The organism is Streptomyces sp. JL2001, from assembly GCF_050917515.1.
Classification (GTDB): domain Bacteria; phylum Actinomycetota; class Actinomycetes; order Streptomycetales; family Streptomycetaceae; genus Streptomyces.
Genome location: NZ_CP169421.1, coordinates 343345 through 357492, shown reverse-complemented (window position 1 = coordinate 357492; position 14148 = coordinate 343345). Strand labels below are relative to the sequence as shown.

General features: G+C 72.3%; 13 protein-coding genes. 9 read left to right on the top strand and 4 right to left on the bottom strand.

What is annotated here, in order from left to right; all coding sequences use genetic code 11:
• The first annotated feature begins 30 nt into the window (after window positions 1-30).
• Window positions 31-2505 (top strand): CehA/McbA family metallohydrolase, encoded by a 2475-nt coding sequence (locus ACE1OA_RS01625; protein WP_432752081.1) that lies wholly within the window; start codon window positions 31-33, stop codon window positions 2503-2505.
• Window positions 2506-2673: 168 nt separating this feature from the next.
• Here the strand turns inward: ACE1OA_RS01625 and ACE1OA_RS01620 are convergent, their stop codons facing one another.
• Window positions 2674-3399, bottom strand: coding sequence for an SDR family NAD(P)-dependent oxidoreductase (locus ACE1OA_RS01620; RefSeq protein WP_384871099.1), 726 nt, complete (start codon window positions 3397-3399; stop codon window positions 2674-2676).
• Window positions 3400-3504: 105 nt separating this feature from the next.
• On the opposite strand from ACE1OA_RS01620, the gene ACE1OA_RS01615 reads away from it, so the two are divergent.
• Window positions 3505-4344 (top strand): LysR family transcriptional regulator, encoded by an 840-nt coding sequence (locus ACE1OA_RS01615; RefSeq protein ID WP_386542399.1) that lies wholly within the window; start codon window positions 3505-3507, stop codon window positions 4342-4344.
• 266 nt (window positions 4345-4610) lie between these two features.
• The gene (locus ACE1OA_RS01610; RefSeq protein WP_356609962.1) at window positions 4611-5114 is read left to right on the top strand and encodes a GNAT family N-acetyltransferase; all 504 of its coding nucleotides are present in this window, start codon (window positions 4611-4613) and stop codon (window positions 5112-5114) included.
• Between the two features lie 89 nt (window positions 5115-5203).
• On the opposite strand, the gene ACE1OA_RS01605 is transcribed toward ACE1OA_RS01610, so the two are convergent.
• On the bottom strand, window positions 5204-5644 hold the full coding sequence (locus ACE1OA_RS01605; RefSeq protein WP_384871090.1) for an HGxxPAAW family protein: 441 nt from the start codon (window positions 5642-5644) through the stop codon (window positions 5204-5206).
• A gap of 96 nt (window positions 5645-5740) precedes the next feature.
• Between ACE1OA_RS01605 and ACE1OA_RS01600 the strand changes: the two genes are divergently transcribed.
• Entirely contained in the window at window positions 5741-6220 is a 480-nt protein-coding gene (locus ACE1OA_RS01600) for a MarR family transcriptional regulator (RefSeq protein ID WP_386542388.1), read from the top strand.
• Between the two features lie 106 nt (window positions 6221-6326).
• On the opposite strand, the gene ACE1OA_RS01595 is transcribed toward ACE1OA_RS01600, so the two are convergent.
• The gene (locus ACE1OA_RS01595; protein WP_386542387.1) at window positions 6327-7166 is read right to left on the bottom strand and encodes a DUF3626 domain-containing protein; all 840 of its coding nucleotides are present in this window, start codon (window positions 7164-7166) and stop codon (window positions 6327-6329) included.
• A gap of 416 nt (window positions 7167-7582) precedes the next feature.
• Between ACE1OA_RS01595 and ACE1OA_RS01590 the strand changes: the two genes are divergently transcribed.
• From ACE1OA_RS01590 to ACE1OA_RS01580, 3 genes are all read left to right on the top strand, one after another.
• A complete protein-coding gene (locus ACE1OA_RS01590; RefSeq protein ID WP_386542386.1) occupies window positions 7583-9217 on the top strand; it encodes a right-handed parallel beta-helix repeat-containing protein in 1635 nt (544 codons plus the stop codon).
• 145 nt (window positions 9218-9362) lie between these two features.
• Window positions 9363-10022, top strand: a complete 660-nt coding sequence (locus ACE1OA_RS01585; RefSeq protein WP_384871081.1) for a TetR/AcrR family transcriptional regulator — start codon at window positions 9363-9365, stop codon at window positions 10020-10022.
• A 199-nt stretch (window positions 10023-10221) separates the two neighbouring features.
• On the top strand, window positions 10222-10791 hold the full coding sequence (locus ACE1OA_RS01580) for a hypothetical protein (RefSeq protein ID WP_432752080.1): 570 nt from the start codon (window positions 10222-10224) through the stop codon (window positions 10789-10791).
• Window positions 10792-10839: 48 nt separating this feature from the next.
• Here the strand turns inward: ACE1OA_RS01580 and ACE1OA_RS01575 are convergent, their stop codons facing one another.
• Window positions 10840-11964 (bottom strand): alpha/beta fold hydrolase, encoded by a 1125-nt coding sequence (locus ACE1OA_RS01575; protein ID WP_384871075.1) that lies wholly within the window; start codon window positions 11962-11964, stop codon window positions 10840-10842.
• 84 nt (window positions 11965-12048) lie between these two features.
• Here ACE1OA_RS01575 and ACE1OA_RS01570 point away from each other — a divergent pair, with 84 nt between their 5' ends.
• Both ACE1OA_RS01570 and ACE1OA_RS01565 read left to right on the top strand, forming a co-directional pair.
• The gene (locus ACE1OA_RS01570) at window positions 12049-13068 is read left to right on the top strand and encodes a helix-turn-helix domain-containing protein (protein ID WP_432752079.1); all 1020 of its coding nucleotides are present in this window, start codon (window positions 12049-12051) and stop codon (window positions 13066-13068) included.
• A gap of 150 nt (window positions 13069-13218) precedes the next feature.
• A complete protein-coding gene (locus tag ACE1OA_RS01565) occupies window positions 13219-14112 on the top strand; it encodes an alpha/beta fold hydrolase (protein ID WP_432752078.1) in 894 nt (297 codons plus the stop codon).
• The last annotated feature ends 36 nt before the right edge of the window (window positions 14113-14148 follow it).

Sequence of the window (14148 nt, the reverse complement as noted above, 5' to 3'; positions counted from 1 at the left end):
CGCCACACCACGTGAACGGAGAGCACGACTGTGCCGAGTCAAGACCTTCCGAACGCCGCGCCCGCGCCGGCGCCCACCCCGACCCCCGGTCCGGGCGTCGAACGCAGATCCCTGCTTCGACTGGGGACCCTGCTGGCCGCGGGCGGAGTCGCCGCGCTGATCCCCGCGACGGTCGCCCACGCCTCGACGCGGGGCCAGGGCACCGACACGGTGACCACCACCTACCGGAGCCGCGCCCCGTACGGCAACGACCAGTGGGCGTACGTCGCCTTCGACGTCCCGGCCGGAGTGCAGCGGATCTCCGTCGCCGCCACCCACGACGCCGCGGCCGGCATCCTCGACCTCGGGATCTTCGGGCCGTCCGGCTTCCGGGGCTGGTCGGGCGGCGCACGGACCGGGTTCACGCTGTCCGCCGCGGACGCCACCCCCGGCTACGTGCCCGGGCCCGTCGAGGCCGGCAGCTGGTCCGTCATCCTGGGACCGATGGTCGGGGCGAGCGGGGGCATGGCCTGGCAGGTCGACGTGACCCTGCACCACGGAGCGCCGCTGCCCCAGGCCCCGTACGAGATCCTGCCGACCGCCGTCCCGGGGCGGGGGCCCGGCTGGTACCGAGGCGACCTGCACCTGCACAGCGTGCACTCCGACGGGCAGCGCACGGTCGACGAGATCGTCGCGGCCGGCCGACGGGAGGGGCTGCACTTCCTCGCCACGTCCGACCACAACACCAGCTCCACCGGTGTGACCTGGAACGGCAACGTCCCGACCGACCTCCTGGTCATCAACGCCGAGGAGGTCACCACACGCCACGGCCACTGGCTGGCCGTCGGCCTGCCCCAGGGCGAATGGGTGGACTGGCGCTACGGCCCCGCCGACCAGGGGGCGTTCGAACGGCACACCCGGCGCGTCCACAGCCTCGGCGGACTCACCATCGCCGCCCACCCGCTCACCCCGGCACCGGGATCCTTCTGGGAGTTCGGCCTCGACCGCGTGGACGCGCTGGAGGTGTGGAACGGACCGTGGACGCTCGACGACGCGGCCAACATCGCCGCCTGGCACGTCATGCTCTGCCTCGGCAAGCGGATCGCGGCCTTGGGCAACAGTGACGCCCACAGCCCCACGGACGCCGTCGGCCGCCCCCACAACGTGGTGTACGCCGCCGGCCTGTCGACGCCCGCCGTCCTGGACGCGCTCCGCATGGGCCGCTCGTACGCCGTCGAATCGTCCGCCGTCACCCTGGACTTCACCGCGCGGGCCGGCACGGCGGTCGCGGGGCCCGGCGAGGAACTGCCCCTGTCGTTCTTCGACACCGTCGATGTGACACTGGACGTGACGGGCGCCCCGGACAGCATCGCCACGCTCCACACCGAGTGGGGCATCATGGCCGCCACCTGCATCGACGGCACCGGCAGGGGGCGGCTGCGGTGGCGCGGCTGGGGCAAGGCGTCCCTCTTCGCCCGGGCCGAGGTGCGCCGGCTCAAACCCGCCTCCACCACCCTCGACCAACTGGTGGCCCTCACCAACCCGGTCTGGTTCTACTCCGCGCAGCTGCCCCCGTACGACGTCGAGCGACGCGCCCTGTTCCACACCGAGCGCCGCGCCGACGGGTCGTGGAGCGGCATGCGTCCGCTGCCGGGCGCCGCCGGCGCCGCGTCGTTCGCCGGGGTCCAGAGCGCCGCGGCCGGGATGGCGGACGGCTCCGTCGTGGTGCTGGGCATCGCGCCCGACAACGCTCTGTGGCTGACCACCGTGCGAGGCTCCACCACGCTCCAGCCCTGGCGGCGCGTCGCCGGACCGGACGGCTCGACCGGATTCACCGTACGGGAGGCGGACATCGCTGCCTTCCCCGACGGCACCTGCCAGATCGTGGTGACGGCGATGGACGGCACCACCTACCACCAGCAGCGTCGGGCCGACGGGGGACTGCCCGGGTTCCGGGCCGCGCCCGGCCTCACGGCGCAGAGCCGCTGGGGTGCGACGAAGGTGTCGATCACCGCCATGCCCGACGGGTCAGCCCAACTGCTCAGTTACGGCACGGACGGCGCCATGTACCACTGCGTCCGCGGGCGGGACGGCGGATGGACGGCCTGGGGGCGCCTGGCCGGCTACAACGGGGCACCGACCTTCGCCGGACCGGCCCTGGCGATCACCGGCATGCCCGACGGATCCGCCCAGGTCCTCGCGATCGGGCTCGACGGCATGGTCTACCACCAGCAGCGCAGGCCCGACGGCTCGTGGACCGGATTCCTCCCGCCGCGGGGCGTCACCACCGCCACCATGGGGGCCAGCGCCATCGGCATCACGGGCACGCCGGACGGATCCGCCCAGGTCGTGGCCGTCGGCCTCGACGGCCGGATCTGGCACAACATCAGGAGACCGGACGGCTCCTGGACCCCGTTCGCCCAGATACCCGGCCCCAACGGCCGCGATCCCTTCCCCGCGGGGCAGGTCCGCATCACCGCCCTGCGCGACGGCACCACGCACGTGACGGCCATCAGCGCCGCCTAAGTCCTGTCCGGCCGCACAGGACCTAGTCCTCAAGCTGATGGCCAACGGCCACCGCAGAACTCCTCGTCGACGTCGCGAATCACGAGGAAGAGCGGTGGCCGTCCCGTCAGCCCCTCCCACCACACCGACAACGAACATCAGCTGGACCACCAGAGGCCGGTGAGCCCGTCACCAGGGCACCGTTCCACCGTCGTCGAAGAATCCGCCGGTCGGACCGTCGTCGGGCAGGGTCGCGAGGTGAATCGCGATCGCCGCGCCCTGGTGGGGGGTGCGGACGCCCTGGAAGCCGTTGAGGTCGGTGGCGGTGAAGCCGGGGCACCCGGAGTTGATCAGGATGTGGGTGTCGCCCAGTTCCTTGGCGTATTGGACGGTGACGGCGTTGAGGAAGGTCTTGGACGCCGAGTACGCAGCGGGAACCGGGCCCATGTCGATGCCCGGCGTGGTCTGCAGGATGAGCGAGCCGACGCTGCTGGACATGTTCACGATCCGCGGCGATGCCGAGCCGCGCAGCATGGGCAGCATCGCGTTGGTGACGCGGATGACCCCGATCACGTTGGTTTCCACGACGGCTCGTACGGTCGCGGGATCGACCGTGGTGGGCGTCTGCGGCACACCGCCGGTGATCGCGGCGTTGTTGACCAGGACGTCGAGCCCTCCGGCGCGGTCGGCAATCAGCTCGGCCGCGGCGGCCACACTGGCGGCGTCCGCCACGTCGAGCGGAACGCCGAACGCGTCGGTCCCGGCTGCGCGCAGCTTCTCGACCGCGGTGTCGCGGCGCTGTCGATCCCGCGCGCCCACGCCGATCCGCCAGCCGAGGGAGCCCAGGCCCGCCGCTATCTCGTATCCGATTCCCTTGTTCGCACCGGTCACCAGCGCGATCGTCTGTTCACTCATGTCATCCAGCGTGGTGCGGACTCGGGCGGGACGTCCAAGACCGACCGGGTGGGCGGTGATACCGCACGGATATGGGCCGAGGTGAGCGCCGGATACGATGACGCGGTGGAGACGCGGGAGCTACGGTACTTCGTCGCCGTCGCCGAGGAGTTGCACTTCGGGCGGGCGGCGCAGCGGCTCGCCATGGCGCAACCACCGCTGTCGCGGGCGATCCAGCAGCTCGAGCGGCGGCTCGGAGTGGTCCTGCTGCACCGCACTGCTCGCGCAGTCGCCTTGACCGAGGCCGGGTCGGTGCTTCTGCGGGAGGCCCGGGCCGCGCTCGACGCGGTCGAGGCCGCCGAGCGCCGCACCCGCCGCGCGGCTGCCGGACCGCCCGGTGTGGTGCTGGCCACGAAAGCCGGAGCGTCCAGCGAACTGTTGTCGAAGCTGCTGGACGCCTACGCCGCCGAGCCCGGCGCGGTCGCCGTCGAGGTGATGCTGTGCGGGCCCGGCGAGCAGGAGAGGCTGCTGCGCGACGGGCGTGCCGACGTCGCTCTGCTCCAGCGGCCGTTCGACACGACGGCCGGACTCGACGCCGAGGACCTGCACACCGAACAGCAGGTCGTGGTCCTGCCCGCGGGGCACCCCTTGGCCGACCGACCCCGGATGTCGATGGCCGAGGTCACCACCCTGACGGACCTGCCCCTGCCACGCTGGCCTCGACGGGGCGGGGGCTATCCGGACGGGCCTGGACCGCAGGTGCGCGACCACACCCAGCTGTTCCAGCTGATCGCGCTCGGACGGGCCTGCGCGGTGGTGCCCGAGTCCCTCCGAGCCCACCTGCGCGACGATCATGCGACGGTGCCGGTGCCGGACGCACCGGCTGTCACGACCGTCATCGCCTGGCCACCACACAGCAGATCCAAGGCCGTCGCCGACCTCGTCCGCACCGCGACACGCCTCTAGGTCCTGATCGCCCGGACAGGACCTAGCCAACGGCGAGATCGACAAGTCGGTACGCGCGGTTCGCACGGGAGCCGTACGCCTTGTCCGCGCGAACCTGCCCGGACGGGTGCGCGGCCGTCCCGGGCCGAGCCGCGGGACCCTGACCCGTTGATCAACTGCCGTTCGGCGTGCACCGGTGGCCGACCAGGCGTGACGCCCTTCGGCAGCAACGTTTCAAGCACCACTCACTGACCATCTGCCAGATCTCCTGGGGCAGAGTAGGGGCCATGACCACCTACGAGACGATGTCGTTCCACCTGGAGACCGAGCGGCTGATCCTGCGGCCGTGGGCCGAATCCGACGCCGCCGAGTTCTGCGCTCTCCTCTCCGAACGCGGCAAAGGCACGCCCACGGTCGAGCACATCCGGTCGTCCATAGCGGAACTGCTGGCGGCGACGGAGAGGACGGGGATCGCCCTGCTGCCCATCCAGCGCCGTGACGAGGGGGACTTCATCGGCTATTGCGGGTTGATCATCGGCCGCTCCACGCTGGAGGAGCCTGAGATCGCGTACGAGCTGTTCCAGCGCGCGCACGGTCGCGGCTATGCCACCGAGGCGGCCGCCGCGGTGCTCGATGCCGCTGCCGCGACCGGGCGGAGACGGCTCTGGTCGACCGTAGGTGTCTGGAACACACCGTCGCTCCGTGTCCTGGAGAAGCTCGGGTTCGAACAGGACCACTTCTCCACCGAAGAGAACGGTGAAGTGGTCTGGCTCACGCGCTCGTTGCCATGACGCGGCGTCGCGCCCCAGGGTTCTCCGTGTCACGCCGGGAAGGCGTGGGCGAGCAGGGCCGGGGTGACCAGGCCGGTCCATGAAGCCCGTCAGCGGCCCGCGTGCACCCGTGGTGCGCGCGAGCCGTCCTCGACACCGGCGCGCGAGCCGTCCTCGATACCTGCGGGCGAGCCGGAGGGAGGCCCGGGCACGGGGGAGTGGTGAGGGTGCGACGCCTTGCCGGCCGCGCCTCGCCGCCCCGCGAGGCGGCAGCCCACGCATCGCGGGTGCCCGTGCCGCGCGCCGGAGTCCCGGACCCGCCAGTCCCACTGATCGGCCGGGCGGGGACCGGAGGGCTTGCCCCAGCCCGTCAGGTGCAGGATCCAGGTCGCGAGGACGGCGGCGACCAGCAGGAGCGCGCCGAGCCATACGCCCCGGGCCAGGCCGAGGCACAGCCCGGCACCCGCCGAGGCGCAGCCCACCCCCGCCAGGGTGGTTCCGGTCCAGCCGGCCACCGTGTGGCCGAGATCGACGTCGCCATGGACGCTCATGGGTGCTCCCGAGAGTGATGTGAGCAGGCAGGATGGGGCCCGGAAGAGAACTTTTATCTCACGAGCTAAGTAACTTAGATGCTAAGGAGTCTTTGCGTGCAGGGCAACACCCGCCCCCCGGCCACCGCCGGCGAGGCGATCCAGCGCATGGACGCGTACGTGGCTCTCGGTCTCATCGGCCAGCAGGAGGTCGCCCAGGCCCTCGGGCTGAACGTGACCGACCTGACCTGCCTCGGCCACGTCCTCGGCGCGGGCGACCGCCCCCTCGCGGCCGGCGACCTGGCCGAGCGCGCGAACCTCACCACCGGCGCCGTCACCGGAGTCCTCAACCGCCTGGAGAAGGCCGGCTACGCACACCGGGTCCCGGACCCCGGCGACCGGCGCCGCGTGCGGGTCGTGGCGGATCCGGACGCGGCCGCCCGGCTGGTCGAGCTCTACCAGCCCTTCTACGCCCGGCTGGAGGACATCCTGACGCGCTTCACCCCGGAGGAGACGGCGGTGATCGCCGACTGGTTCACCCAGGCCGCCGACGCCGCCCGCGCCCACCTGGACGCCCTGCGGGCGCGCGAGCTCTGAGGGCTGTCCCGTATTCCCCGGCGGGCGCCGCGGGATACGGGACGGCCCCTGAGGGGTGTCGCGTACGGTCCCTCCGGCGGTACCGGAGTCACCGATCCGTCCCTGGTCATGCGGGGGACCCGAATCGCGCCAGGTAGTGCCACACCTTCTTGACCGCCTGGGGGTCATGGAGGCCGGCGCGTACGGCGTCTCCGACGATCCGTGGATCGAGCATGCCGTCGACCGCGATCCGCGTGCCCAGGTCGACGTACTCCTGACCGCGGTAGCCGGGGTGACGCCGGAGTTCCTCGACGCCGAGCCGGAAGCCGGGGTGCCACTCCACCGGGCAGCCGAGACGCAGAGCCGCGTCCTCGACCGTCGTGCCTCGGTAGCAGGGATCCAGGACCAGCGCCTCCGCATGGCGTTGCAGCTGGACCGGTCCGTGCACCTGGGCCTCGATGTAGTCGTCCAACTCGTCCTGGCGATCGGCGAGAGCGAGCTCGATGAGCCCCATGCGGGCCGCGACACCGAAATCCGATGGTTCGAGGAAACTGTCCGGGTAGCAGAACGTGCTGCGCGTCAGCGTCCGGGTCGTCAGCCGGAAGTGGGCCGAGCCGAACCGCGGCGCCCCGCCGACCGGCTTGCGACGGAAGTTCAACGCCCCGTAGACGGGCCGCTCATGAGCGGTCGCTTCGTCGTACGCCCCGTCGAAGATCCGGCTCTCCCAGCGCCACCGGTCGCCGCCGGGATGGGCGGTCAGGCCGCCGTTGCTGGTCCCGGTGACGAACTGTGAGTGGTAGACGCCGTCCTCGGCCATGGTGTCCAGGATCGGCCTGCCGTGCAGCAGGCGGTCCGGGTGGAAGTTGAGGGTCACCCGCAATGCCGGGTCCATCGGAGGGCCCGACGCCAGCTCCGTGACGTGCCGAAGGGCCCGTTCCTGCGCTGTCCGAGAGGCTGTGGAGCTCATCGGCACAGTGTTCCCCACCCTGATCAGCCGGTGCACGCGGATTGTCGCCGGCAGCCCGTTCCGGCGTGACGCAGCGTCGATCGACCACCGACCGACGCGATCTCTTGGCGACCCCTTCGATCTCGCCTCCGCGTACGCGGATCTGATGTTCTGTCAGAACATTTACAGACAGTCCGGGGTTGCGTTCGATTTTTGGGTCTGCGACTGTCACTCACGCAACTCGCCCCCCACGCAGCGGACTTCGGAGCGCCACTGCATACCGCGCCCTCGGGACCGGCGCCTTGACCCGGCGTATGGCCCCGGCCGCGGACGGTTCCCCGCACCCTCAGCCCTGCGCCCGCCCTCCTGCGCAAGGCTTCTCGGTCGACGGGGGACGTGGACCGCTTCGTCCGGACAACCTCGGAGACCACGCAACAATGAAACGCACGCACACCCTCGCCGTCACCGCAGCACTCGTCGCATCATCGGTCCCGCTCGGCGTCGTCACCCTCGGGGCCGGTACGGCCCACGCCGCGGACCAGACCTACTTCGTGAGCCCGGGCGGCGACGACCGCAATCCGGGAACCTCGGCCGGGGCACCCTTCCGCACCATTCAGAAGGCCGCGGACAGCGCCGGTCCCGGCGACACGGTCTCGATCATGAACGGGACCTACTCCGAACGCGCCGCGGGCTCGAACGTGGTGACGGTCAAACGTTCGGGCCGTCCCGGCGCGCCCATCACCTTCACCGCACATCCCGGCCACCACCCGGTGATCCACCCGGTGAGGGCATGGAACGGCATCAGCGTCCACGGCGCGTCCTACATCACCATCAGGAACCTGGAGATCAAGGGCAACAACACCGCCCTGACCCTGGCCGGGGCCGAACGGGAATCCAGGAAGGGCGACCCCACCTACAACACCAACTGCATCTCGGTGGAACGCGACAGGTCCACGGGCGCACTGTCGCACCACATCGAGGTGATCGGCAACGACGTGCACGGCTGCGCCGGCGGAGGGATATCGGCGATCGACGCCGACCACGTGACCATCTCCCGCAATCACGTGTACTCCACCTCCTGGTACACGGTCTACGCGACCAGCGGCATCTCCGTCCTCACCCCACGCGACGTCGGTGGCGCCGACGCCAGGACGTACAAGATCCGCATCACGGGCAACCGCGTCCACGACAACGAGACCAAGATCAAATGGGAGAAGTGCCGCTGCTACTCCGACGGCAACGGCATCATCATCGACACCCTCAAAGGCGACGCCGGTCATCCCGCCTACGGTGGACGCGTGCTGGTCGCCGACAACCTCTCCTACGACAACGGCGGCTCAGGAATCCACGCCTACAAGAGCCGGCACGTCGACATCGTCCACAACACCGCGTACCTGAACGGCCGAAGCACTCGTATGAAGAGCTACGCCAACATCTACGCGCACGACAGCACCGATGTCCGGCTGCTCAACAACATCGCGTACGGCCGGCCCGGCCAGGCGACGAACAGCAAGTCGCGCAATGTCGACGTGACCTACGACTACAACGTCTACTTCGGCGGCAGACCGCCTGAGGTCCGGGGCCCGAACGACATCGTCGCCGATCCCGGGTTCGCCCACGCCGGCATCGGGGCGGACGCCGACTTCAGGCTCGGGGAAGGCTCTCCTGCCATCGGCTCCGGCACTCCGTTCGCCGCCGTCCCCACCGGCGTCCGCCGGACCGGCGGCGCACCCGACCGTGGCGCCTTCGGTTTCGCGGCCGGTGCCGGCACCGGTGCAGTTGACGTGACGCAGGGGGCTTCCGGATCCGGCGCCGACGAGTCCACCACCACCGGTCGCCGGCCCGACGCCCGGACCGGGGAAGCGCAGCCCGGCGGAGCCGGCGCCTCGCGCAGCGTGGAAGGGCCGGACGGAACCGACGGCGACAGCGGCTCCGCCCTCAAGGCCGACGGCGGAGACGGCCCGCTCGCGCAGACCGGCGGCTCCGATCCCCTGTTCCCCCTCGGCATCGCGGCAGTGGGTCTGGCCATCGGCGGCGGTCTCCTCGTCGCTGCCCGTCGCAGGCGTTCCTGACGGTCCGGGCCGTCCGGACTCCCCGACGTGGTGCCGACCCCGTTCCCCCGTACCACGGGGTCGGCACCACCGCGTGCTCATGCGCCGTCAGGCCGCCGATCCACTCCCGCTCCGGCGACTCGAACCCCCTGACAGACTTGCGGTCATGGCAATCGAACAGCGGCGCAGAACGGATCACCTCGCAGGTGAACCGGCACCCGACCCCCCACGGATCGCCTGGCGCAAGCAGATGAGAGTACGCGTCCTGGATGCCGCCCGTGAGCTGACGTGCGAAGCCGGTTGGGACCAGGTCAGCCTCTCGGCCGTCGCGGCACGCGCTCAGGTCTCCCGCCCGTCCGTCTACAAGGAGTTCGGCAACCGGGCCGGCCTGGGCCGCGCACTCGTCGTCCGGGAAACCCGGCAATTCCTCGCCGGTGTGGCCGACACACTCCACCCCGGCCTCCCCGACTCCCATGCCTGTCTCGAAGCCGCCATCCTGTACGTGCTCACGGAGGCTGACAGGCAACCCCTCATACGGGCCGTCATCGCAGCCGCCCGCCACGGCTCCGACAGCCTGCTCCCCTATCTCACCGCCCGAGCGGACCCGATCTTCGACGCGGGCCAGGGCCTGGTGAAGGACTGGCTGGGCACGCGGTACCCCGAGCAGGGCACGGAGGCTCTCGAGATGACGGCGGACGTCATCGTCCGCATGACGATCAGCCATCTCATCCTGCCCGCCGACGCACCACGGACCACGGCACGACGACTGGCGACCGCCGCGCTGAAACTACTGCGGGAGCCGACCACGGAAGGAGGAGCGCGGTAACCGAGCAACCGTGCGATCACTCGCCACCCGCTGGGTGAGTCGACGTGCGAACGACCGGGCGGCCGCGCGGACTCCGCTGCGCGCGCTCGGCCCGGGGCCGCCCGGCACCGCCGGCCCGAGGCCGCCCGGCCGGTTCCCGGTTCGCCGGCCGGGCGTCATACTCGCTCGTACCGGTAGCGGCGATGCCCGAGGGGGCGGCATGGGCGGCGACGAGACGGACCCGGTCCTCGAGAGCCGCGGGACGGTGATCCTCACCGAGCCGCGCCGGCCGATCCTGCGCCCCTGGCACGGACCGCGGATGCACCTGCTGGCCGCGGACGGCACGGTCCTGGCGCATCTCCACGAACCCGTCGGCTTCGGGTACGTCCTTCGGGATCTCGCCGACCGCCCCGTCCTGGCGGTCGACCTCGTCTCGGGAAAGGGCCTCGCCCGGCCACGCTTCCAGGTCGGCGACTCCGGCGGAGCGCCGATCGGCGAGGTCCGCTCACCACACCGCTACAGCCACTCGCGACTGCTGGAGATACGGACCGAGGACGGCACCGGCACCCTGCGCGTCACCCGGAGCGCCCTCATGGGCCGCACCTGGTCGGTGAGGGACCGACACGACGGTGAGACCGGTCGGCTGACGGTCTCGACCGCCCGCGCGTTCGACGGTCTCCAGCAGTACCGCGTGGAGCTGGACAGGCACGCCAACCGCGAGCAACGACTGCTGGTCGTGGCCACCGCGGTGTGCCTGCAGGTGATCCGCCGCTGGCTCGCCGGCCCGTGAGACACCGCCCCGAGGATGCGGCCTGCGCCCGTCCTCCCCGGCGCCGGCTCACCGGCCCAGATGGGCGGCGAAGAACGACCGCAGGAGGGCGCGGACGGCCGGCACGGTGACGCGGGGTGCGGCGCGGCCGACCATGGCGGTGCGACCGGCGGTGCTCATCAGGCCGGCGTGGTGGAGCTGGGGGACCAGGGCCGCGTAGTCGGTGAACACCCAGTGCTGGGCGTCGTCGAGCTGCCGCCGGGTGACCGGTCCGCCGTGGCGCAGCAGCGTGTCCCAGGACCGGTCGAGCCGGGCGTCGCGGAACCCGTCGGTGCCCGCCAGGAGCAACGGCCGGTCCGTCCCGAACCGGGCCACCGGCAGGGGTTCACCGTCCATCAGGTCCAGGTATCCCTCCAGGTTCGCTGCCGCGGCGATGCGCCGGTCCTCGTGCAGGGCCTGGGCGACCGCCGTGCCGCCGGCGGAGTGACCGTACATCCCGACGCGCTCCAGGCCGAGCTCGTCGAGGACGAAGCGGAGGTCCGCCACCCGGGTGTCGAGCATCGTACGGAACGTGGCCGCGTCCGGCGGGCCGAACAACGTGGTCGGGCGGACCCGGTCCCTGCCCGGCCGGTCACAGGGGAACTCCACCTCGCTCGCGTCCCCGGGATGGTCGACGGTGAGGACCGTCCAGCCGTGCGAGGCGAGGTCCACGGCCAGGGCGCTGCCCGTCGTGCGGGCGTCGCCGCCGCCGGGACTGTAGAGCAGCGTGGGCCCCCGACCCGGCAGGCGCGGTGCGCCGGCGCGGGCGTGGGTGAGGGTGGCCGCCCAGTCGACACCCGTCGGCGGCAGCGGCGGATGGATGAGTGGCCCGTAGGTGGTGAACTCCGCGGCGGCGGCCGCTGTCAGCTGCGGTGCGCGCGGGAAGCGGCGGCCCGCGACGGCCGGTTCCAGGACCGTGACCATGAGTTCGCGTACGCCGATCCGGGGCTCCCACGGGTCGTTGCGGGAGGAGTCGACGAGATACAGCGTCCTGGCTCCCACCGTGTGGGGCCCGCTCGGTGCCGGCAGGCGCAGCGGCGGCGGTGTGCCGTGGGGTGCGGCGCCGGCCGGGGTGGCGCCGAACAGCATGCCGATCGCGCCGGCGACGGCGCCCTTGGTCAGGGAACGGCGTGCGGGTGTGAAGGAAGGGGTCATGGGAGGCATCCTCGAAGCCGGCCGTACGGCGGAGCTAGCCTTGTGGCCTGGGCCGAAAGGCCGGCGCGGGGCGGGGGGACGTGCATGATCCGGATCCATTTCACGGTGGACGACTTCACTCGTGTGCGGTTCGCCGCGCGGCCCTCGCCGTTGCCGGAACTGCACGCGGCCCTGATGACGCTGGGCGCCCCGCACGAGGAACCACTGCTCGGGCGCTGGCGGAACAGGATCGCGCGCCACATGCCGGCGGCGGTGGAGCCGCTCGCCGATCTGGTGCCGGCAGGGGTGGCGCCCGCGTTCCTCGACGTCCTCGGCGACACGCCCGACGAGGGCTTCGCCCTGATCAGGGCGGCAGGTCCCGCGTCCGTACGGGCCGGGATCGAGCAGGTGTACGCGGGACGACGCCTCGTTCCGCCGTGGATCCGTGCCCTGCACGCCGGGGACGCCGACGCCTGGCGGACGCTCGGCCGGGCCCAGCGGGCGGCCCACGAGACGGTCCTCGCGCCGGTGTGGCCACAGGTTCAGGACCTGCACCGGAACGAGTTCGCCCGTCATGCCCTCGCCGTCGCGGAACAGGGCCTGGGCGCCGCGCTGACCCGTCTGGCCCCGGGGTCACGGCTGCGCGGCGGAGTGTGGGAATGGCCGCGGCCGCACACGACGGGCATCCGGGAGATCCGGCTCGCCGGACGCGGCCTGGTCCTGCGCCCCACCTTCCACTGGCGGGGCGGCCCGCTCGTCCAGGACCTGCCGGACCGCCCGGTGGCGCTCGCCTATCCGGTCGCCCCGGGGCCGCCCCTGCTGCCGGCGGGGCCCGGCGCACCGGACGAGGCGCTCGCCGGAGTCCTCGGCCGGACACGGCTCGCTCTCCTGCACGCGCTCGACGTGGCACGGACGACGACGGGGCTCGCGCGACGCATCGGCGTCAGCGCGGCGACGGCCTCCGCCCACGCCTCGGCGCTGCGTGCCGCCGGGCTCGTCACCACCACCCGCACGGGCCGGTCCGTGCACCACACGCGTACGGCGCTGGCGGAGCTGCTGCTCGGCGGCGGCGCGGCCGACGGCCGGGGCGTGGCGGACGGGCGGGGCGCGGCGGACGGGCTGTGATCCGCTCGCCCGCGGGTGCGCGCGACGGATCCGGTCCGCGGGTGTCCCGACACGCGGGCACGGGACCGGCTTCCGGGTGCCCCGACGTGCGGGCACGGTCACACTGGGGCCGGAGACGCGAGCCGGAGCGTGCGGAGAGGAGCGGCGGCGATGGCCGAGCGCCTGATCGATGTGGACGGCATCGGCCTGTGCACGGAGACGTTCGGCGACCCGCGGGATCCACCCGTCCTGCTCGTCATGGGCGCGGGCGCTTCGATGCTGTGGTGGGAGGAGGGCTTCTGCCGGCTGCTCGCCGGCGGCGGACGTCTCGTGATCCGCTACGACCACCGTGACACCGGCCGTTCCGTCACCTACGAGCCGGGTCACCCCGGCTACACCGGCGCCGATCTGGTCGCCGACGCCGCCCGCGTGCTCGACGCCCACCAGATCGCCGCCGCGCACGTGGTGGGCGTCTCGGCCGGTGGCGCGTGCGCGCAGCTGCTCGCGCTCGGCGACCCCGGTCGCGTCCTCTCCCTCACCCTGATCAGCACGACCTGCGCCGTTCCCGTCGGGCGAGAGCTTCCCGCGCCGACGCCCGAGTTCATGCGGTTCGTCTCGGCCGCCCACGTCGACTGGGCCGACATCGAGTCGGTGACCGCCCATCAGGTCGCGTACGCCCGGATGCTCGCGGGCGGCCGGCGCCCGTTCAACGAGGCGGCCGCCCGCGACCTCGTCCGCCGCGACATCGTGCGCGCGCACGACGCCACCGCCGCGCGCAACCACGACTCGCTCGCGGAGGGCCCGCTGCCACGCGCCCCGCTCACCTCGATCGCCGTGCCCACGCTCGTCCTCCACGGGGCCGCCGATCCGATGTTCCCCCTCGCGCACGGCGAGGCACTCGCCGAGGAGATCCCCGGGGCGCGCCTGCTGGTGCTTGCGGACGCCGGCCACGGCGTCGAGCGCGCCGACTGGCCGACGATCGTCGCCGCGATCCTCGACCACACCGGCACGGGCACGAGTCGCGGCCCCGGGGACGACGCGAACAGGCGACGGGACAACTCCTAGGAGGACGACGCCGCTCTTCTTGCATATATATTGCAG

Coding starts and splice junctions, on each gene's coding strand:
- ACE1OA_RS01620 (WP_384871099.1), bottom strand. CDS start 3,399: ATGAGTGAACAGACGATCGCGCTGGTGACCGGTGCGAACAAGGGAATC.
- ACE1OA_RS01610 (WP_356609962.1), top strand. CDS start 4,611: ATGACCACCTACGAGACGATGTCGTTCCACCTGGAGACCGAGCGGCTG.
- ACE1OA_RS01605 (WP_384871090.1), bottom strand. CDS start 5,644: ATGAGCGTCCATGGCGACGTCGATCTCGGCCACACGGTGGCCGGCTGG.
- ACE1OA_RS01595 (WP_386542387.1), bottom strand. CDS start 7,166: ATGAGCTCCACAGCCTCTCGGACAGCGCAGGAACGGGCCCTTCGGCAC.
- ACE1OA_RS01590 (WP_386542386.1), top strand. CDS start 7,583: ATGAAACGCACGCACACCCTCGCCGTCACCGCAGCACTCGTCGCATCA.
- ACE1OA_RS01585 (WP_384871081.1), top strand. CDS start 9,363: ATGGCAATCGAACAGCGGCGCAGAACGGATCACCTCGCAGGTGAACCG.
- ACE1OA_RS01580 (WP_432752080.1), top strand. CDS start 10,222: ATGGGCGGCGACGAGACGGACCCGGTCCTCGAGAGCCGCGGGACGGTG.
- ACE1OA_RS01575 (WP_384871075.1), bottom strand. CDS start 11,964: ATGACCCCTTCCTTCACACCCGCACGCCGTTCCCTGACCAAGGGCGCC.
- ACE1OA_RS01570 (WP_432752079.1), top strand. CDS start 12,049: ATGATCCGGATCCATTTCACGGTGGACGACTTCACTCGTGTGCGGTTC.
- ACE1OA_RS01565 (WP_432752078.1), top strand. CDS start 13,219: ATGGCCGAGCGCCTGATCGATGTGGACGGCATCGGCCTGTGCACGGAG.